This window comes from Rhizobium lentis (assembly GCF_014200175.1).
In the GTDB taxonomy this organism is placed as follows: Bacteria; Pseudomonadota; Alphaproteobacteria; order Rhizobiales; family Rhizobiaceae; genus Rhizobium; species Rhizobium mulingense.
In genome coordinates, this window is sequence record NZ_JACHBD010000011.1 from 247,947 (window position 1) to 266,526 (window position 18,580).

The window sequence follows — 18,580 nt, forward strand, 5'->3', positions numbered from 1 at the left end:
AGAAGACCATGGCAAGGATCGCATTCATCGGGCTTGGCAATATGGGCGGGCCGATGGCGGCCAATCTCGTCAAGGCGGGCCACGAGGTCCTCGGTTTCGATCTCGCGGCTTCGGTGCTGAAGGCGGCGGAGGCGAGCGGCGTCAAGCCGGCAAGCCATGCCAGCCAGGCGGTCAAGGATGCGGAGGTGGTTATCACGATGCTGCCGCAGGGCAGGCATGTGCTGACGGCCTGGACAGACATTCTGCAGTCGACGGCGCAGGACACGCTGGTCATCGATTGCTCGACCATCGATGTCGACAGCAGCCGCAAGGCGCATGAGATAGCCAAGGCTGCAGGCTGCCTGTCGGTCGACGCACCCGTCTCCGGCGGCACCGGTGGGGCGAGCGCCGGCACGCTGACCTTCATGGCGGGCGGCTCCCCGGAAGCCTTTGCCCGAGCCAAGCCAATTCTCGAGGCCATGGGCAAGAAGATCGTCCATTGCGGCGAAGCGGGTGCCGGCCAGGCGGCAAAGATCTGCAACAACATGATCCTCGGCATCTCGATGGTCGGCGTCTGCGAGGCCTTCGTGCTCGCCGAAAAACTCGGCCTCTCGCATCAGGCGCTTTTCGACGTTGCATCGACCTCATCGGGCCAATGCTGGTCGATCAACACCTATTGCCCGGTGCCCGGCCCGGTGCCGACCTCGCCTGCCAACAATGGTTACAAGCCAGGTTTTGCCGCAGCCTTGATGCTGAAGGATCTCAAGCTTTCGCAAGAGGCGGCTCTGGCGAGCGGCGCCTCCACGCCGCTCGGCGCGGAAGCGGCCCAGCTTTATGCGCTCTTCGAAAAGCAGGGCAATGGCGGAAGAGATTTTTCCGCCATCATCGAAATGTTCCGCGAAAAGGTGTAGCCGACGGCCTACAGGAGATAGCTGACCGGCTCTTTTCGAACCGGATGCGGGAAGACGCCCATGCCGACTCCGAAGATCGAGTGCAGCGTGTCGGCCTGCATGATCTCGGCTGGCGTGCCTTCGGCCGTGATCCGGCCGCGGCTGAGGGCGACGATCGCGTCGCAGTAGCGTGCGGCAAGGTTGATATCGTGCAGCACGATGACGACGGTCAGCCCGCGTTCGCGGCTGAGATCCTGTACCAGGGAGAGAACGCTCGCCTGGTGGGCGAGGTCGAGTGCCGACGTCGGTTCGTCGAGCAGCAAGCAGCGGGCATCCTGGGCGAGCATCATGGCAATCCAGGCGCGTTGGCGCTCGCCGCCGGACATGTTGGCGACGGGGCGATCGGCAAAGTCCTCAAGCTCGGTGCGGGTGATGGCTTCCTCGACCTTGCTGCGATCCGTCGCGGTGAAGCGGCCGAGTGTGCCGTGCCAGGGAAAACGGCCGAGCGCCACCAATTCGCGCACGGTCATCCCGTCGGTCGCCGGCGTGAATTGCGGCATATAGGCGACGTGTCGGGCAAATTCCCGGGCGCCCCAGTCGGCCGCCACCTTGCCGCCGAAGGAGATGGCGCCGGATTGCGGTGCGATCTGGCGGGCGATGATCTTCAAAAGCGTGCTCTTGCCGGAGCCGTTCGAGCCCACCAGACCGCAGATACGGCCCTGATCGAGGGTCAAGTCGATGCCATGCAGGATCGGCTTCGGCCCGATGGCATAGGTGATTTGAGACAGGGCAAGGAAAGACGAAGGCATGGTCTGCTCCAGGTTCCGCATTGCTGGTTCGGGAGGGCCTCAGACATGGATCGGCCCTCCTTGCCGCATCCGGTTCCTGCAAAACTTAACCTGGATTGTCAACTTAACATTTTCCGCCGAGCGTGAAGACGCCATGCTGGCATGGCCGCGGTCGCAGCCAGAACCGGCATCAATCATGCCTTCGACACCGGAAAACTCAGCCTGGCGTCGCCGAAGAGGATATCGATTTCGCCGGGTTCAGGCAGTTCGATCGCGCCGCTCAACGTGCCCGTTGTGATCAGCGCGCCTGCCTTCAGCGATGTTCCCGGGCGCAAGCCGTCATTGGCGTAGTCGACGAGCCAGGTGAGAACATCGCCCTTCGGGTGCTGAGCCGGACCGTCATAGATGGTGCGGCCGGCATGGGTGACCTTGAGCGGCGTGCCGCCGGCGGTATCGACCAGGCTCTTGTCGAGCTTTGGACCAAGCACATAGCCGCTATTGCCGAGGCGATCTGATGTAAACAGCAGAAAGGAGACGCTGCCGCTTTCCCTTACGGCGCTGACCAGCAGCTCGGCGCCGAGATAGGCAGCGGATATCGCCTCGACCACGTCGGCGCGGCTATATGCAGTGCCGGTGCGGATCGGCAGGTCCTTGCCGAGACGCACGGCGATCTCGGTCTCGAATTTCATGCCCGGATACCAGGGGATGCTCGCACCCGAGGCGGCCTCGGCATAGGGATACAGCGGAGCGGTGACCGCCTGACCCTCAGGCGAGACCGTCACCTTCCAGGCATTGCTGGAAATGCCGTCGGCCAGAAAATTCTGAGCCTCCATCGCCTGATGCAGATCGGCCGGCAGCGCGAAAGTGCCGGTTTCCTCCTGCCTGCCGGCCTGGCGCAGGCTGTGAAGCCTGGCTGCGAGCCCGCGCGGATCGAATGTCTCTGTCATGCTGTCTCCTCGACCTGATTTTCGAGGTGGCACACTAACGGCAGGGCAGCAATGAACAAGTGGGTCTTGGGCAGTAATTGGAAAAGCTCCTATTCCATCGCCGCGTACCAGCGATCGCGATAGGCGGCGAGCCCCGCAATTTCGGCCGGCGGAACATGCGTCTCGGCGCCGAATATCGGCCGGATGCCGGTGAGGAGGGCAGCACCCTGACTGGTGCCGGTCGAGCCGGGGAGGGCGAGGACCTCGCGACCGGCAAGGGCGGCAAGCAGCTTCAGATAGGTTTCGTTGAGGGCAAAAGGCCCTTCGACGATGACCGGGCCTTTGGCGCCGATCAGTCCAAGACAGGCATCGGTCATCAAAGCGAGATAGAGGCAGGCGGCGGCGTGGCGCTCCCGGCGGTTCGACTCTTCGGCGCCGATCCAGCGGCTTGCCATGCCGGGAAAAGGACCGGAGCCGGAGGCGATGTTGGGCAGCAGCATCATGCCCTTTTCGATGACCGGGCCGATCGCCGGCTGGGCGGCGTTTTCATCGACGGGACCGATCTCGGCCGACAGGATTTCGAATTCCCGTCCGCCCATGAAACGCGAGGAGGGGACGGCCCGGCCATAGGCATCGACATTGGCGAGCGCATCGCGTTTCTGATCGAGATGATCGAGATCGCCGCCGACGCCGAAATTGATCACCCAGGTGCCGGTGGAGACGACGGCGAAGGGGGCGGCCCGGTGGACCAGATGCGGCAGCAGCGAGGCATTGGAATCGTGAATGCCACAATAGACCGGCACGGGAGCGCCAAGGCCGAGCTCGGCGGCGATCTCCGGCAGCACCGGACCGAGCGCATCGAAGGCGGAGCGGATCGGCGCCATCAGCCCGCGGATGCCGAGCCTGTCGATGAGCGAGGAATAGTCGCCCGCCCTGGGATTCCAGAGGTCGGTGTGGCAGCCGAGCGAGGTCAGCTCGTTGGCGGTCACCCCCGTCAGCCGTGCCGTCCAATATTGCGCATAGGTGAGGATGGTCGCGACCTTGTCGAACTCCTCGGGGAAGGCGCTCTTCTGATAATGCAGCTGTGCACCGACATTGAGACCCATCGAAAGGCGCGGCGAGAAGGTCTCGTCGAAGGAGGGGCGCAAGGCCGTATAGGCATCGCGGATCGCCTCGGGGTATTCGTGTTCGTAGTCGATCACAGGCATGGCGAGCCCACCGTCCCGATCGAGCAGCGCGGCGGCGGCGCCGTGGGTGGTGATCGAAATGGCGTCGAAACCGGGCTCATGCGCAAGGCGCTTCAGCGCATCGAGTGCGAAGGACCAGAGCGCCTCTATCTCGTAATGCGGATAGGGACCGGTTTTGATCGTAACGTTCGGGCGTTTCAGGACGGCGATCTCGGCGCCTGTCCCAGCGTCGAGCACGACGACCTTGGCATTGGTCTTGCCGATGTCGAGAACGGCGATGCGGCGATAGGAGGTGGCGGTCATGGCATATGGAAGAGGGTGACGAGATCGCTCTGGACGGGCGAATTATCCGGATTTGTCGCCATGATATCGGCCATGTGCGCCCACCATTTTTTCATGATGGGATGGTCCGGCAGGCTCGCCATCGTGTGGTCCTCCGGCCGCGTCAGAACGCCGAACAGCGTATTGGTCTCGCGGTCGAGATGGATGGAATAGTCGCTGGCGCCCGACTTGTGCAGCAGATCGACCAGTTCCGGCCAGATCTCATCATGCCGCTTGCGATATTCGGCTTCCATGCCAGGATTGAGCTGCATCTTGAAAGCGTGTTTTTCGAAGGTCATCGGGAGCTCATGATCTTGATGCGGCGGGCGACGATCGGGATGGCGATGGTGATGATCAGAAGCAGGCCGATGAAAATCGACATGACGATGCCGGGCACGTTCAACAGGCCGAGGCCGAAGGTGACGAGTCCCATGACGAAGGCGGCGATGACGACGCCGCCGATCGTGCCGGAGCCGCCGAGGATCGAAATGCCGCCGAGCACCACCATGGTGACGACTTCGAGTTCCCAGCCTTGGGCAATCGACGGCCGGGTCGAGCCGAGGCGCGAGGTCAGGCAGACGGCGGCAATGCCGCTCATGATGCCGGTCAGCAGGAAGAGAATGAATTTGACGCGTTCGACCGGGATGCCGGAGAAGCGGGCGGCGAAATCATTGTTGCCGATCGCATAGACCTGCCGGCCGAAATTCGTCGCATGCAGCAGGATGGCGAAGAGGATCGCCAGCACGATGAAGAGCACGAATTCGAACGAGAAGACCCAGACGACGTAGCCCTGACCGAAATAGGCGAAGTCTGCTGGATACTTGCCGTAAGCCTGGTCGCCGAGCACGATATAGGAGATGCCGCGGAACAGGCTCATCGTGCCGATGGTGACCACGATCGACGGCAACTTCAGCACCGAGACGAGCACACCGTTAAAGATGCCGCAGGCAAGGCCGGTGCCGATGCCGATCAGCACCAGACCCGGCGTGCCGATGCCGACCTGCGCCGCCGCCCCCATCGCCGTCGAGGCGAGCGCGATGATCGCGGCGACCGAAAGGTCGATCTCGCCTGAAATGACGAGCAATGCCATGGCGAAGGCGATCATCGCCTTTTCGGTGAAGTTGAAGGTGGCGTCCGAGAGGTTCCAGGCATCGAGGAAATAGGGCGATGCCAGGGAATTGAAGATGAAAATCAGGACCGCGACGCCAAAGAGTAGCACTTCCCAGCTGGCGATGATGCGGCGCAACGGCGTGCCGAGGCGATCGGGGATGACCCGCTTTTCTCGTGTGGACACGGTGCTCATGCTGCAGCCTCCGTTCTGCTATCGGCTGCGGCCCGGTCGCGCAGGATGATGCGGCCGCGGTTGCGTTCGCGCCGGGCGTTGAAGGCGACCGCAAGAATGATGACGGTTCCCGATATCGCCATCTGCGTGAAGGGTGAAATGCCGATAACCGGCAGTGCGTTCTTGATGACGCCGAGGAAGAGCGCGCCGAGCACCGTGCCGGCGACAGAGCCGACGCCGCCGGCGATCGAGATGCCGCCGATGACGCAGGCCGCGACGCTGTCGAGCTCGAAGCCGTTGGCGATATCGACATAGGCGACGGCATAACGCGACACCCAGAGATAGCTTGAAAGCCCGGCGAGCGCGCCGGAGAGAACGAAAGCAAGAAATTTGGTCCAGCCCGTATCAATGCCGGCATAGACGGCTGCGGTCGGATTGCCACCGGTCGCATAGGCCGAGCGGCCGAACGGGGTATATCGGAGCAGCACATACATCAGCAGCACGATGATGATGCCGACCCACCCGAGAACGGGCAGGCCGAGGATCGGCATGCGCGGCACCGACAGGAAGATCGGGGTCATCTGGTGCGCATTGACCCAGGCCCCGCCCGAGAGCACGAAGGCCATGCCGCGATAGATGGTGAGCGTGCCGAGTGTGACGACGATTGGCGGGATTTCCAGCGCCCAGACGAGAAAGCCGTTGATGGCGCCGAGACAGGCGCCGATGACGATCGCCATAAGGATCAGCACGACGAGCGGCAGATCGGGATGGGCGGCATTCATCATCGCGATCGCCATGCCGGTAAAGGCGAGATTGGCGGCGACGGACAGGTCGATCGATTTCGTCAGGATGACCGTCATCTGCGCCAGCGCCAGGATGATCAGGATGGAGGTATCGTTGAAAATGCCGGCGAGATTGTCCGGTGTTGCGAAATCGGCTGCACGCGTCGAAAAGATCGCGATCATCACGACGATGATGAGGAACAGCAGCGTTTCGCGTTTTCTGATCAGTCTTGCCATGCTCTTACCTTATGCATTGTGGGCCTCATGCATTGCCGGTGGCGGCGCGCACCAGCGCCTCGGGCGACAGTTCGGCGCGCTCGAAAATCCCGGCGGCAAGCCCTTCCTTCATCACCAGAACGCGGTCCGACATGCCGATGATCTCCGGTAGCTCTGAGGAGACCATGATGATCGACAGGCCCTCGGCGGCAAGTTCGCTGATGAAGCCGTGCACGGCGGCCTTCGAGCCGATGTCGATGCCCTTCGTCGGTTCGTCGAGGATGATGACCTTCGGCGCCGTCGCCAGCCATTTGCCGATGACGACCTTCTGCTGATTGCCGCCGGAGAGCGTGCCGACCGGCACGGACAGGGCGGCGGCGCGCAGATCCAGCCGCTCGGCATATTTGCGGGCGAGTGCAAATTCGTTCGCCGCCCGAAGGAAGCCGTGGCGCGACGTGCGGGCGAGCGAAGGCAGCGTCATGTTCTGGAAGATCGGCATCGGCAGCGCCAGGCCATGGCGGCCGCGCTCCTCCGGCACGTAGACGATGCCGGCGCGAATCGCATCCTGCGGCGAATGGATGGTGAGTTCCTGGCCCTCTAGTATCATCCTGCCTGAGAGTGGCTTGGTGATGCCAAAGAGCGATTGCGACAGTTCCGAGCGGCCGGCGCCGATCAGGCCGTAAACGCCGAGGATTTCGCCCTTGCGCAGCGTGAAGGATATGTCGCGGAATTCGGTGCGGTGGCTGTAGTTGCGGATCTCCAGAACCGGACCGCCGATGGCGACATCGATCTTCGGGAAGACGTTCTCGACGTCGCGGCCGACCATCATCCGGACGATCTCATCCTGTGGCGTTTCCTTGAGGCGACCCTGGCCGACGGCGCGGCCATCGCGGAAGACGACGAAATCGTCGGCGATTTCATAAAGCTCGTCGAACTTATGGCTGATGAAGAGGATTGCCTTGCCCTGGTCCTTCAGGCCCCGGACAATGCGGAAGAGATCGTCGATCTCCTTGCGGGAAAGCGCGGCGGTCGGTTCGTCCATGATGACGATGCGGGCCTCGATCGACAAAGCGCGCGCGATCGCCACCAGATGGCGCTGGGCGATCGACAGGTCCTTCAGCCGGATGGTCGGGTCGATATTGCTTTCGAGCGCGGTCAGCAGCGTCTTCGAGCGGCTGTTCATCGTCTGCCAGTCGATGCTGCGCAGGCGCGTGCGGGGCGCGTGGCCGAGGAAGATGTTTTCGGCCACTGTCAGTTCGTCGAAAAGCACGGTTTCCTGATGAATGGCGGTAACGCCGGCGTCAATCGCGGCCTGGGCGCTGGCGAAGGTCACCGGCTGGCCATCAACGAGGATCTCGCCTTCGTTCGGCCTGTAGATGCCGGTCAGGATCTTGACGAGCGTCGACTTGCCGGCGCCGTTCTCACCGATCAGCGCCGTCACCGTGCCAGGATGAAGGGCGATGCTGACATTGTCGAGCGCCTTCACGCCGGGGAAGATCTGGGAGATGCCGCGCATTTCCAGAATGGCGGGCGCATCACCGGTTTTGCTGTCCGTGACAGGTTGTTGAAAGGCGGCGTTCATCGGATTTCTACCAAATGTCGAAAGGGGAATCCCGGCGGCAAGGCCGCCGAGATCCTATGCGTCAGCTCCGGATCAGAAGACCTTGGAGAACTGGTCGATGTTCGAAGCATTGTAGACGAAGGGATCGGCCATGGCGGCTTCGCCGTTGTCGCCGACCTTGATCTTGCCCATGCGACCGGCATTGATCTCGCTGCCCGGCTTACCGTCGGTCTCGCCCTTGACGAGGCGGTAGGCGATCTGGGTTGCGGAATAGCCGAGATCGATCGGATTCCAGATAGCGAATTCCTTGGTGGCGCCCGACTTGATCGCGCCGGCCATCTCGGACGGCAGACCGAGACCGGTGACGTAGACCTTGCCGATAAGGCCCTTGTCTTCGACGACCTTCGAAGCGGCGAGAACGCCGACCGTCGTCGGAGCGACGATGACCTTGACGTTGGGGTTCGACTTCAGGAGGCCTTCGGCTTCACGATAGGACTTGTCCGAGAGGTCGTCGCCATAAACTGTGGTGACGAGGTTGAGGCCCGGGAAATCCTTGAGCTGCTTCTTCATCTGGTCGATCCAGATGTTCTGGTTGGTCGAGGTGGTCGTGGCCGACAGGATGGCGAAGTCGCCCTTGCCGCCTTCCAGATGATCCTTGGCGAGCGTCAGGCACATTTTGCCGATCAGCTCGTTGGAGGACGGGTTGAGCTGCAGGATGCGGCCTTCGGGTGCAACACCGGAATCCCAGGAGATGACCTTGATGCCGCGCTGGGTTGCCTTCTTCAGCGCCGGAACGAGCGCGTCGGGATCGTTGGCCGAAACGGCGATGGCATCGACGCCCTGAGCGATCAGCGAGTTGATCACTTCGATCTGGCCTTCGGCCGTCGTCGACGTCGGACCGGTGTAGATCACTTCCACGCCGCCGAGTTCCTTGGCGGCTTCCTGGGCGCCCTTGTTGGCGGCGTCGAAGAAACCGTTGCCGAGCGACTTCACGACGAGACCGATCTTGATGTCCTTGGCGCTGGCGGTGCCGGCCATCATGGCAACGGCGAGCGCTACGCCGAGCGCAAGTGTCTTTGCGAGTTTCATGTCACTTTCCTCCCATTAAGATTAGACTTCCACACCTCGGCGGCGCCTCATGCGACCGACGAGGAATCCTCCTTCGCAAGCTGCGCCACCGGGTTCGCGACAACGAGCCGGACGCCGGCATTCTCGACCATGCGAGCTGCCTCTTCCGAAATTCCGTCGTCGGTGATGATCGCAGACACGCGGTCGAGCGCGCACAGAATGAGGCTCGACCGGCGATTGAACTTGCTTGAATCGACCATGACGACGAGCTCGTCGGCCTGGTGCATCAGCTTCTGCTCGCTCTGGATGACCAGGGCATCCGCCTCCATGATGCCGAGCGGGCCGACGCCCTGCGCGCCGATGAACATGCGCCGCGCATAAAAATTACGGATCGCGTCATTGTCGAAAGGCGACAGGATGAGGCTCTGCTCGCGATAGATCGCGCCGCCCGGCACCGTCACGGTATTTTTGGAATGCTTCACCAGATGTTCGGCGATCGCAAAGGAATTGGTCATGACCTGCATGCGGTGGCCGGCCATGTAATGCACCATCTGGAAAGTCGTCGTGCCGCCGTTGATGATGATGGCGTCTCCCGCTTCGCAAAGATCGACGGCTGCGCGTGCAATTGCGCGCTTTTTGTCGATGTTGACTGATTCTGAAACCCGGAAGGGGCGGCCGGCGAGGCTGCCGAGCTGCGGCGGATGGACCGCTTCCGCGCCGCCGCGGACGCGGCGGATCTTGCCCTGCACATGAAGAGCCGCAATATCGCGCCGGATCGTCGCTTCGGAAGCTTCCGTCAGCTCGGAAATGTCCTGGATGGTGACGACGGACTTTTCCTGGACGGCGCTTAAGATGATGCGATGGCGTTCGCGTTCGTGCATTGGGCTCCTCCTCTTGTCATATTTATTTCGTATCCGTTAAAGACTGTCAATCACAAACGATCATAAATTTTCATATTGCGCTGCACAATAATCGAAATTGATCGTTTTCGATTGACAAGCCTACTTTTGATGCGCGATACCGTGAGCGAAAGGGCGCTGGGATTGCGGCGCCTTGCAAGCCTATATGGGAGGATGACATGGCGGCGAACGTCCGGCTTCTGGAAAACCGGTGGGATGATGGTTACGCGGCAGGCCTCGATGAGCCCGGCAAGCTGCTCTATCGCTCCAATCTGCTCGGCGCCGACAAGCGCATCACCAATTACGGCGGCGGCAACACCTCGGCAAAGGTGATGGAAACCGATCCGCTGACCGGCAGCAAGGTCAAGGTGCTCTGGGTCAAGGGCTCGGGCGGCGATGTCGGCACCATCAAGCTCGACGGTTTTGCGACGCTTTACCAGGACAAGCTGGAATCGCTGAAAGACATCTATAAGGGTGTCGAGGACGAAGACCGCATGGTCGGCTTCCTGCCGCATTGCACCTTCAACCTGAATGGCCGTGCTGCCTCGATCGACACGCCGCTGCACGGTTTCGTGCCGTTCACCCATGTCGATCACATGCATCCCGATGCGATCATCGCAATCGCCGCATCGAAGAATTCCAGGGAATTGACCAGGCAGATCTTCGGCGACGAGATCGGCTGGCTGCCCTGGCGCCGTCCGGGCTTCCAGCTCGGCCTCGATCTCGAAGCCTTCGTCAAGGCGAACCCGAACGCCAAGGGCGTCGTGCTCGAAAGCCATGGTCTCTTCACTTGGGCAAACGACGCCAAGGCCTGTTACGAACTGACGCTCGACATCATCAACAAGGCGATCGTCTGGTTTGCCGAAAAGACCGAAGGCAAGACGATTTTCGGCGGTGCACTCACGCAGAGCCTGCCGGTAGCCGAGCGCCGCGCCATCGCCGCCCGGCTGATGCCGGAGATCCGCGGCCGCATCGGCAAGCAGGAGCGCAAGCTCGGGCATTTCGACGATCAGGACGCCGTGCTCGAATTCGTCAATTCCCGAGATCTGCGGCCGCTCGGCGCGCTCGGCACCAGCTGCCCCGACCATTTCCTGCGCACCAAGATCCGGCCGCTGATCGTCGATTTCGACCCGGCCAAGCCGGATGTCGATGCGATCGTCGCCGGCCTCGACCAGGCGCTGGAGGATTACCGGGTCGATTACGCCCGCTATTACAACGACTGCAAGCATGACAATTCGCCCGCTATCCGCGACGCCAATCCCGTCATCTTCCTCGTTCCCGGCGTCGGCATGCTGTCTTTTGCCCGCGACAAGGCGACGGCACGCATCGCCAGCGAATTCTACGTCAACGCCATCAACGTCATGCGCGGCGCTTCGACGGTCTCGGAATATCAGGGCCTGCCGGAGCAGGAAGCCTTCGATATCGAATACTGGCTGCTCGAAGAGGCCAAGTTGCAACGTATGCCGAAGCCGAAGAGCCTTGCCGGCAAGGTCGCCTTCGTCACCGGCGGCGCCGGCGGCATTGGCCGGGCGACGGCCGCGCGCCTCGTCGGCGAGGGCGCCTGCGTGGTGCTTGCCGATATCGATCAGGCAGCACTCGAAAGCACAGAGGCCGATTTCGTCAAGAAATACGGTGCTGACGCCGTGCGCAGCGTCCGGCTCGACGTCACCAGGGAAGATGCGGTGATCGCCTCCTTCGCGGAAGCTTCGGTCGAATTCGGCGGCGTCGATATCCTCGTCTCGAATGCCGGGATTGCCTCGTCCGCGCCGATCGAAGTCACCGAGCTTTCGACCTGGAACCGCAATATCGATATTCTGGCGACCGGCTACTTCCTTGTCTCGCGCGAGGCCTTCCGCCTGTTCCGCCGCCAGGCGCTCGGCGGCAACATCGTCTTCGTCGCCTCGAAGAACGGCCTTGCCGCTTCGCCGAATGCGTCTGCCTATTGCACGGCAAAGGCTGCCGAAATCCATCTCGCCCGCTGCCTGGCGTTGGAAGGGGCGGATGCCGGCATACGCGTCAATACCGTCAACCCGGACGCGGTGCTGCGCGGTTCGAAGATCTGGAGCGGCGAATGGCGCGAGCAGCGCGCCGCCTCGTCCAAGATCGAGGTTGACGAGCTCGAGGAACATTACCGCAAGCGCTCGATGCTGAAACTCAACGTGTTTCCCGAGGATATCGCCGAGGCTGTCTACTTCCTGGCGTCTGATCTTTCGGCCAAATCGACCGGCAACATCATCAACGTCGACGCCGGCAACGTCCAAAGCTTCACGCGGTGATTTTTTAGCTGGGGCGGATGCGTCTGCCCCTTACCCTAACCCTCTGCCCGTTCTGGCGGGGAGAGGGGACTTGCCCAACGAGATGTTGGAGTGGGACGGAGACGGCGCGGCATACCCCCTTCTCCCCGTTCGACGGGGAGAAGGTGCCGGCAGGCGGATGAGGGGCGGCCCCACGGCAGTTCCAATGTAGAAATTGCAGAACCGGGAGGAAGACATGGCCGAGTTCAGGATCGCACAGGATCTCATCGAGAACGAAAACGACAAGCGGGCAGCCGCACTGAAAGCCGATTATGAGGCGCTGGGCGCGACACTTACGCGCCGCGGCGTCGATATCGAAGCCATCACGCGCAAGGTTGCCGAATTCTTCGTCGCCGTTCCTTCCTGGGGCGTCGGCACCGGCGGCACGCGCTTTGCCCGCTTCCCAGGTGCCGGCGAGCCGCGCGGCATTTTCGATAAGCTCGACGATTGCGCCGTCATTAACCAGCTGACGCAGGCCACGCCGAATGTTTCGCTGCATATTCCCTGGGACAGGGCGGATACGAGCGAATTGAAAGCCAAGGGCGATGCCCTGGGTCTCGGTTTCGATGCAATGAATTCGAACACCTTTTCCGACGCGCCGGGCCAGGCCTATTCCTATAAGTACGGCTCACTCAGCCACACCAATGCGGCGACACGCGCCCAGGCGGTCGAGCACAATCTCGAATGCATCGAGATCGGTAAGAGGATCGGTTCCAAGGCGCTGACGGTCTGGATCGGCGACGGCTCGAACTTCCCCGGCCAGAGCAATTTCACCAAGGCGTTCGAGCGTTACCTCACCTCGATGGCTGACATTTACAAGGCCTTGCCCGACGATTGGAAGCTCTTCTCTGAGCACAAGATGTACGAACCGGCCTTCTATTCGACGGTCGTACAGGATTGGGGCACCAACTATCTGATCGCCCAGACCCTTGGTCCCAAGGCCTACTGCCTTGTTGACCTCGGCCATCATGCGCCGAACACCAATATCGAGATGATCGTCGCCCGCCTGATCCAGTTCGGCAAGCTCGGCGGCTTCCACTTCAACGACTCGAAATATGGCGACGACGATCTCGATGCCGGTGTGATCGATCCCTATCGGCTGTTCCTGGTGTTCAACGAGCTGGTCGATGCCGAACAGCGCGGCGTCAATGACTTCAACCCGGCCCATATGATCGACCAGTCGCACAATGTCACCGACCCGATCGAGAGCCTGATCAACAGCGCCAACGAGATCCGCCGTGCCTATGCGCAGGCGCTGCTCGTCGACCGCAAGGCGCTTGAAGGCTATCAGCAGGACAATGACGCGCTGATGGCGTCGGAAACGCTGAAGCGCGCCTATCGCGCCGATGTCGAGCCGATCCTCGCTGAGGCGCGGCGCAGGGCCGGCGGCGCGATCGACCCGATCGCCGCCTACCGCGCCAGCGGCTACCGCAACAAGGTGGCGGCCGAGCGTCCGGCTTCCGTTGCCGGCGGCGGCGGTATCATCTGAATTGCGAAACTGAAGGTAAAAGGATGGCCGGCAGCGCGGATGACGCGCTGCCGGCCATCGCTGTTTACGGCTTCCAGGCGCCGGCGATCTGACGAGTTGCTATGTTTAGCCGGTTCCAGACATTGATGTTGGCGATGGCGATGACGAGCGCCGCAAGGCTCCTGCCGTCATAATGCCGGGTCGCCTCGTCCCAGACCTCGTCCGTCACCGGATCGGCGCGGTCGCTGGTGCGGGTCACCGCCTCGGTCAGCGCAAGGGCGGCTCGTTCGGCATCGCTGAAATAGGGCGTGTCGCGCCAGGCGCTGACGGCAAAGAGTCTCTCATCGGTCTCGCCGAGCTTCTTTGAGATCCTGGGATGCCCGTCGATGCATACGCTGCAGCCGTTGATCTGGCTGGCGCGCAGATTGACGAGTTCGAGCAGCTTCGGTGAAAGGCCGGCCTCTGCCGGCACTTTGCCGAGGGCGTTCAGCGCCTGCATGGCCGCGGGAAGGACGAGGGCGGGATTTCCCATTCTCTCCTGCATGATATGTCTCCTTGATGTGTTTGCTCTTCGACGATGCGCCGGCGCTGTCACACCGGCCAGGTTTCATTCGTCATGGCCTTGACGCAACGCAGCGGAGGAATGTGACACGTGGACGAGAAAAAATGGCTGGCCGATGAATTCGAGGCGAACCGGGGGCATCTCAGGGCCGCGGCCTATCGGATGCTCGGCTCGCGCAGCGAGGCGGAGGATGCCGTTCAGGAGGCCTGGTTGCGGCTGAGCCGCACCGATGCGACCGGGATCGGCAATCTCGGCGGTTGGCTGACGACGGTCGTGGCGCGCATCTGCCTCGACATGCTGCGCGCCCGCAAGGGCCGGCGCGAGGAGCCGCTGGAGATGCCCGTGCATGCGACGGCCGCCGATCCGGGCGGGGATCCCGAACGCGACGCAGCCTTCGCCGATTCCGTCGGTCTGGCGCTGCTCGTGGTGCTGCAGACGCTGGCGCCGGCCGAACGTGTCGCCTTCGTGCTGCACGACATGTTCGATCTGCCGTTCGACGAGATCGCGCCGATCATCGGCCGTTCCTCCGCCGCCACCCGGCAGCTCGCAAGCCGCGCCCGCCGGCGCGTCCAAGGCATGGACGAAGCGCCGGATGTCGATCTTGGCCGCAAGCGGGCGATCGCCGCGGCCTTTCTGACGGCGTCGCGCAATGGCGATCTGGAGGGGCTGGTCGCGGTGCTTGCCCCCGATGTCGTCTTTCGGCCGGATGCGACGGCCGCCCGGTACGGTATCGGCGCCATGCGTGGCGCGACCGACGTCGCTGCGGCCTTCAAAGGCCGGGCAAAGGCGGCGCAAATGGCGATCGTCGATGGTGAGCTCGGCTTTGTCGTGCATGTTGACGGCCAGATCCGCGTCGCGGTGACGCTGACGATCGATGAGAACAGGATCGTCGCGATCGATGCCGTCGCCGACCCAGATCAGCTGCAGCGGCTCGACTTTTCGATCCTACGGGATTGAACAAAAGGCGGTCCTTTGAAACTCGCGCGCTTCGGAAGAGTCGCGCCGCGCCCGATTGCTAGGCCGCGAACGGGCGTCATTTCTCTTGACAGCGATACCCTCGCCCTTATTCTATTATAAGGCCTCAAGTATCATAATTGTAGAACTATAGCCGTGTGATGCAGGCGGTCCCACCTCCCCAATGCCTCTCATCGTTACCTGCAGACAGGTTTCGAGACCTCTAAAGGAAAGCATATCATGTCCGGCGACCAGGCGAAGAAGCCGCTTCTGCTCACCAATGTCAAACCGGTTGCCTTCGGTACCGGCGCAGGCGAGGGGGCGATCGACATTCTCGTCGATGCCGAGGGCCGGATCACCGAGATCGGTCCGTCGCTCGCGGTCTTGCAAGATGTCACGCGCATTGACGGCAAGGGTGCCTTCATCTCGCCCGGCTGGATCGACCTGCATGTGCATATCTGGCATGGCGGCACCGACATTTCGATCCGCCCCTCCGAATGCGGTCTCGAACGCGGCGTGACAACGCTAGTCGATGCCGGGTCGGCCGGCGAGGCGAATTTTCACGGTTTCCGCGAATATATCATCGAGCCCTCGCGCGAGCGCATCAAGGCCTTCCTGAACCTCGGCTCGATCGGTCTTGTCGCCTGTAACCGTGTTGCCGAACTCAGGGATATCAGAGATATCGATCTCGACCGGATCCTCGAAGTCTATGCCGAAAACAGCGAGCACATCGTCGGCATCAAGGTACGCGCCAGCCATGTCATCACCGGCTCCTGGGGCGTCACTCCCGTCAAGCTCGGTAAGAAGATCGCCAAGATCCTGAAGTTACCGATGATGGTGCATGTCGGCGAACCGCCGGCGCTTTATAACGAAGTGCTTGAGATTCTCGGCCCCGGCGATGTCGTCACCCACTGCTTCAACGGCAAGGCCGGTTCGAGCATCATGGAGGACGAGGATCTCTTCAGTCTCGCCGAGCGCTGCGCTTCGGAGGGCATCCGCCTCGACATCGGCCACGGCGGCGCCTCCTTCTCCTTCAAGGTCGCCGAGGCGGCGATCGCCCGCGGGCTGCTGCCCTTCTCGATCTCGACCGACCTGCACGGCCATTCGATGAATTTTCCGGTCTGGGACCTGGCGACGACGATGTCGAAGCTGCTCAGCGTCGGCATGCCCTTCGACAAGGTGGTTGAGGCCGTTACCCATGCGCCGGCATCCGTCATCAAGCTGCCGATGCAGAACCGGCTTTCCGTCGGCGCGCAGGCGGAATTCACCATTTTCGACCTGGTCGATTCCGACCTCGAAGCGACGGATTCCAACGGCGATGTCTCGGTCTTGAACAAGCTGTTCGAGCCGCGCTATGCGGTGATGGGCGCCGACGCCGTTACCGCCAGCCGCTACGTGCCGCGAGCGCGCAAACTCGTGCGGCATAGCCATGGCTATTCCTACAGATAGGGTCCACCGACCGGCAGGTCAGCGGTTGCGCCAGCCCATCAGTTTTTCGATCTGCTCCGCCGAACTACGAACATGCGCAGTGTAATGGTTCTCGTCGGAAAAAGCCTTCTGCTCCGGCAGTACGATGGAAATGGTGGCGACGCAGTGGCCGTCACGGTCGCAGATCGGCGAGGCGATGCAGGCCACCGCATAATCCGATTCCCCAGCCTGGATCGACAGGCGCGCCTCGAAGGCCTTGCCAGCGGCTTCCGACAGGGTGCGGGGATCGATCTCGGCGCGGCCGGTCGGTGACGAGCGGGCGCAGCGCTTGAAGAGCTCGATGCGCTCTTCTTCTGGCAGATGGCCGACGAGCAGGCGGCCGGATGCCGTCCAGTTCAGCGGCACCCGGGTGCCGACGCGCGAGGCCACCTGGAAGTGGCTCGGGCCGTCGGCCATGGCCAGCACCAGCATGTAGTCGCCGTCGCGGCCGCAGACCTGCACGGTTTCGCCGGCCTGGCGGCAAAGATCGTGCATCTCGTGGGTGGCGATGCTCATGAAATCCAGTGACCGGGCATAGGCAAGCCCGTAGTGATAAAGCCGCGCGCCGAGCCAGATCGAGCCGTCCGCCTGGCGGGTCAGCATGTTCTTCTCGACGAGATCGTCGACGATGACGTAGACGGTCGAAAGCGGCGCCTTCACCGCCTTGGCAATGGCATAGACACCGGCGGGCGACCCCGTCTCATAGAGATGATCGATCACTTGGAGCGCGCGGTCGATGCCGCTGACGCGCGCGCGCCGCGCGCTCTTGCCGGCGGCTTCGTCGGCATGGCCTTCATCTTCGGAGTAAACTGCGGGTGATGTCTTTCCGTCCAATTCCATGCACCTCATTAAAACTGCGATCATGTTACATTACTATGGCATAGCGGTCGCGGTGGCAAATCGCAACATTTTGTAGGTTGATCATGTGACGGGCGCGACAGTGGCCATCACCTCAGTGCGGGAAAACTCCATCATAGAACTTGGAACAACAAGCCGCAGCCTGAGTTTGACCCTGAACCCAGGAGGTCACGATGACGAATTATCCGACACCGCCTTTCCCGTCCCAGAAACAGCCCATGCCGGGTTTTACCGCGCAGATGGATCCCGTTCCCGACCATGGCGAGAAAAGCTATCGCGGTTCCGAACGGCTGAAAGGCAAGCGGGCCATCATTACCGGCGGCGATAGCGGCATCGGCCGGGCGGTGGCGATCGCCTATGCCAGGGAAGGCGCCGACTTGGTGATTTCGTATCTCGACGAGGATGAAGATGCCGACGAGACCAAGCGGCTCGTCGAACAGGCCGGACGCAAGGCCGTGCTCGTCAGCGGCGATATCCAGGACCCGACTCATTGCCGACAGATCGTCGAGACGGCAGTCAAGGAGCTCGGGGGTATCGATATACTCGTCAACAATGCCGCACATCAGGCCAGCTTCAAAAGCATCGACGAGATCAGCGACGAGGAGTGGGAACTGACCTTCAAGGTCAACATCCACGCGATGTTCTACCTGACCAAGGCTGCCGTCCCCCATATGCAGCCCGGCAGCGCCATTATCAATACGGCCTCGATCAACTCCGACAGTCCGAATCCGACATTGCTCGCCTATGCGACGACCAAGGGGGCGATCCAGAATTTCACCGCCGGCCTCGCCCAGCTGCTGGCCGAGAAAGGCATTCGCGCCAACGCCGTGGCGCCGGGGCCAATCTGGACGCCGCTCATTCCCTCGACGCTTCCTGAGGAAAGCGTCAGCAATTTCGGCAAGCAGGTACCGATGAAACGGCCGGGCCAGCCGGCCGAGCTCGCAACAGCCTACGTGATGCTGGCCGATCCTTTGTCGAGCTATGTCTCCGGCACGACAATCGCGGTCACTGGCGGCAAGCCGATCCTGTAATGCAGGTCGGGCGGAATTGGCGGTTCCGGGTCAAAGACCTGCATGAA

17 protein-coding genes are annotated in these 18,580 nt (G+C 62.2%); 6 read left to right on the forward strand and 11 right to left on the reverse strand.

The annotated features are described in order from the left end of the window. Positions 1–8: 8 nt before the first annotated feature. The gene (gene mmsB, locus GGI60_RS24615; RefSeq protein WP_183918870.1) at positions 9–890 is read left to right on the forward strand and encodes a 3-hydroxyisobutyrate dehydrogenase; all 882 of its coding nucleotides are present in this window, start codon (positions 9–11) and stop codon (positions 888–890) included. 8 nt (positions 891–898) lie between these two features. Here the strand turns inward: mmsB and GGI60_RS24620 are convergent, their stop codons facing one another. From GGI60_RS24620 to GGI60_RS24660, 9 genes are all read right to left on the reverse strand, one after another. Further along, a complete protein-coding gene (locus tag GGI60_RS24620; RefSeq protein WP_183918869.1) occupies positions 899–1,678 on the reverse strand; it encodes an ABC transporter ATP-binding protein in 780 nt (259 codons plus the stop codon). A gap of 173 nt (positions 1,679–1,851) precedes the next feature. Further along, a complete protein-coding gene (locus GGI60_RS24625; protein WP_183918868.1) occupies positions 1,852–2,604 on the reverse strand; it encodes a fumarylacetoacetate hydrolase family protein in 753 nt (250 codons plus the stop codon). An 89-nt stretch (positions 2,605–2,693) separates the two neighbouring features. Then, on the reverse strand, positions 2,694–4,073 hold the full coding sequence (locus tag GGI60_RS24630; protein WP_183918867.1) for an FGGY-family carbohydrate kinase: 1,380 nt from the start codon (positions 4,071–4,073) through the stop codon (positions 2,694–2,696). Further along, a complete protein-coding gene (gene rhaM / locus GGI60_RS24635) occupies positions 4,070–4,390 on the reverse strand; it encodes an L-rhamnose mutarotase (protein ID WP_183918866.1) in 321 nt (106 codons plus the stop codon). Before rhaM ends, GGI60_RS24630 begins: the two co-directional genes overlap by 4 nt. Beyond that, positions 4,387–5,394: an ABC transporter permease gene (locus GGI60_RS24640; RefSeq protein ID WP_183918865.1), complete on the reverse strand. Its 1,008-nt coding sequence runs from the start codon at positions 5,392–5,394 to the stop codon at positions 4,387–4,389. Before GGI60_RS24640 ends, rhaM begins: the two co-directional genes overlap by 4 nt. Further along, positions 5,391–6,392: an ABC transporter permease gene (locus GGI60_RS24645; protein ID WP_183918864.1), complete on the reverse strand. Its 1,002-nt coding sequence runs from the start codon at positions 6,390–6,392 to the stop codon at positions 5,391–5,393. Before GGI60_RS24645 ends, GGI60_RS24640 begins: the two co-directional genes overlap by 4 nt. 25 nt (positions 6,393–6,417) lie before the next feature. After that, positions 6,418–7,953 carry a sugar ABC transporter ATP-binding protein gene (locus GGI60_RS24650; protein ID WP_183918863.1) on the reverse strand — a complete coding sequence of 512 codons (1,536 nt, stop codon included), beginning with the start codon at positions 7,951–7,953 and terminating at the stop codon, positions 6,418–6,420. Between the two features lie 72 nt (positions 7,954–8,025). Further along, positions 8,026–9,021: a rhamnose ABC transporter substrate-binding protein gene (gene rhaS / locus GGI60_RS24655; protein ID WP_183918862.1), complete on the reverse strand. Its 996-nt coding sequence runs from the start codon at positions 9,019–9,021 to the stop codon at positions 8,026–8,028. Between the two features lie 47 nt (positions 9,022–9,068). Then, entirely contained in the window at positions 9,069–9,881 is an 813-nt protein-coding gene (locus tag GGI60_RS24660; RefSeq protein ID WP_183918861.1) for a DeoR/GlpR family DNA-binding transcription regulator, read from the reverse strand. Between the two features lie 197 nt (positions 9,882–10,078). On the opposite strand from GGI60_RS24660, the gene GGI60_RS24665 reads away from it, so the two are divergent. Further along, positions 10,079–12,175, forward strand: coding sequence for a bifunctional rhamnulose-1-phosphate aldolase/short-chain dehydrogenase (locus tag GGI60_RS24665; protein ID WP_183918860.1), 2,097 nt, complete (start codon positions 10,079–10,081; stop codon positions 12,173–12,175). 214 nt (positions 12,176–12,389) lie between these two features. Further along, positions 12,390–13,682 (forward strand): L-rhamnose catabolism isomerase, encoded by a 1,293-nt coding sequence (gene rhaI, locus GGI60_RS24670; protein ID WP_183918859.1) that lies wholly within the window; start codon positions 12,390–12,392, stop codon positions 13,680–13,682. A 64-nt stretch (positions 13,683–13,746) separates the two neighbouring features. Here the strand turns inward: rhaI and GGI60_RS24675 are convergent, their stop codons facing one another. After that, positions 13,747–14,205 carry a carboxymuconolactone decarboxylase family protein gene (locus tag GGI60_RS24675; RefSeq protein ID WP_183918858.1) on the reverse strand — a complete coding sequence of 153 codons (459 nt, stop codon included), beginning with the start codon at positions 14,203–14,205 and terminating at the stop codon, positions 13,747–13,749. Between the two features lie 108 nt (positions 14,206–14,313). Between GGI60_RS24675 and GGI60_RS24680 the strand changes: the two genes are divergently transcribed. Together GGI60_RS24680 and GGI60_RS24685 are read left to right on the forward strand one after the other, a co-directional pair. Continuing rightward, on the forward strand, positions 14,314–15,180 hold the full coding sequence (locus GGI60_RS24680) for a sigma-70 family RNA polymerase sigma factor (RefSeq protein WP_183918857.1): 867 nt from the start codon (positions 14,314–14,316) through the stop codon (positions 15,178–15,180). A 237-nt stretch (positions 15,181–15,417) separates the two neighbouring features. Then, positions 15,418–16,626 carry an amidohydrolase/deacetylase family metallohydrolase gene (locus GGI60_RS24685; protein WP_183918856.1) on the forward strand — a complete coding sequence of 403 codons (1,209 nt, stop codon included), beginning with the start codon at positions 15,418–15,420 and terminating at the stop codon, positions 16,624–16,626. Positions 16,627–16,644: 18 nt separating this feature from the next. Here GGI60_RS24685 and GGI60_RS24690 read toward each other — a convergent pair whose 3' ends face one another. Further along, positions 16,645–17,484 (reverse strand): IclR family transcriptional regulator, encoded by an 840-nt coding sequence (locus GGI60_RS24690; RefSeq protein WP_183918855.1) that lies wholly within the window; start codon positions 17,482–17,484, stop codon positions 16,645–16,647. 191 nt (positions 17,485–17,675) lie between these two features. Here GGI60_RS24690 and GGI60_RS24695 point away from each other — a divergent pair, with 191 nt between their 5' ends. Next, positions 17,676–18,533: an SDR family oxidoreductase gene (locus tag GGI60_RS24695; protein WP_183918854.1), complete on the forward strand. Its 858-nt coding sequence runs from the start codon at positions 17,676–17,678 to the stop codon at positions 18,531–18,533. The last annotated feature ends 47 nt before the right edge of the window (positions 18,534–18,580 follow it).

What these genes read in the sequence shown, in the direction of transcription:
- GGI60_RS24690 (WP_183918855.1), bottom strand. Translation starts at nt 17,484, where the DNA reads ATGGAATTGGACGGAAAGACATCACCCGCAGTTTACTCCGAAGATGAA.
- GGI60_RS24625 (WP_183918868.1), bottom strand. Translation starts at nt 2,604, where the DNA reads ATGACAGAGACATTCGATCCGCGCGGGCTCGCAGCCAGGCTTCACAGC.
- rhaM (WP_183918866.1), bottom strand. Translation starts at nt 4,390, where the DNA reads ATGACCTTCGAAAAACACGCTTTCAAGATGCAGCTCAATCCTGGCATG.
- GGI60_RS24620 (WP_183918869.1), bottom strand. Translation starts at nt 1,678, where the DNA reads ATGCCTTCGTCTTTCCTTGCCCTGTCTCAAATCACCTATGCCATCGGG.
- GGI60_RS24630 (WP_183918867.1), bottom strand. Translation starts at nt 4,073, where the DNA reads ATGACCGCCACCTCCTATCGCCGCATCGCCGTTCTCGACATCGGCAAG.
- GGI60_RS24675 (WP_183918858.1), bottom strand. Translation starts at nt 14,205, where the DNA reads ATGCAGGAGAGAATGGGAAATCCCGCCCTCGTCCTTCCCGCGGCCATG.
- GGI60_RS24650 (WP_183918863.1), bottom strand. Translation starts at nt 7,953, where the DNA reads ATGAACGCCGCCTTTCAACAACCTGTCACGGACAGCAAAACCGGTGAT.
- GGI60_RS24660 (WP_183918861.1), bottom strand. Translation starts at nt 9,881, where the DNA reads ATGCACGAACGCGAACGCCATCGCATCATCTTAAGCGCCGTCCAGGAA.
- mmsB (WP_183918870.1), top strand. Translation starts at nt 9, where the DNA reads ATGGCAAGGATCGCATTCATCGGGCTTGGCAATATGGGCGGGCCGATG.
- GGI60_RS24640 (WP_183918865.1), bottom strand. Translation starts at nt 5,394, where the DNA reads ATGAGCACCGTGTCCACACGAGAAAAGCGGGTCATCCCCGATCGCCTC.
- GGI60_RS24695 (WP_183918854.1), top strand. Translation starts at nt 17,676, where the DNA reads ATGACGAATTATCCGACACCGCCTTTCCCGTCCCAGAAACAGCCCATG.
- GGI60_RS24685 (WP_183918856.1), top strand. Translation starts at nt 15,418, where the DNA reads ATGTCCGGCGACCAGGCGAAGAAGCCGCTTCTGCTCACCAATGTCAAA.
- rhaS (WP_183918862.1), bottom strand. Translation starts at nt 9,021, where the DNA reads ATGAAACTCGCAAAGACACTTGCGCTCGGCGTAGCGCTCGCCGTTGCC.
- GGI60_RS24645 (WP_183918864.1), bottom strand. Translation starts at nt 6,392, where the DNA reads ATGGCAAGACTGATCAGAAAACGCGAAACGCTGCTGTTCCTCATCATC.
- GGI60_RS24665 (WP_183918860.1), top strand. Translation starts at nt 10,079, where the DNA reads ATGGCGGCGAACGTCCGGCTTCTGGAAAACCGGTGGGATGATGGTTAC.
- rhaI (WP_183918859.1), top strand. Translation starts at nt 12,390, where the DNA reads ATGGCCGAGTTCAGGATCGCACAGGATCTCATCGAGAACGAAAACGAC.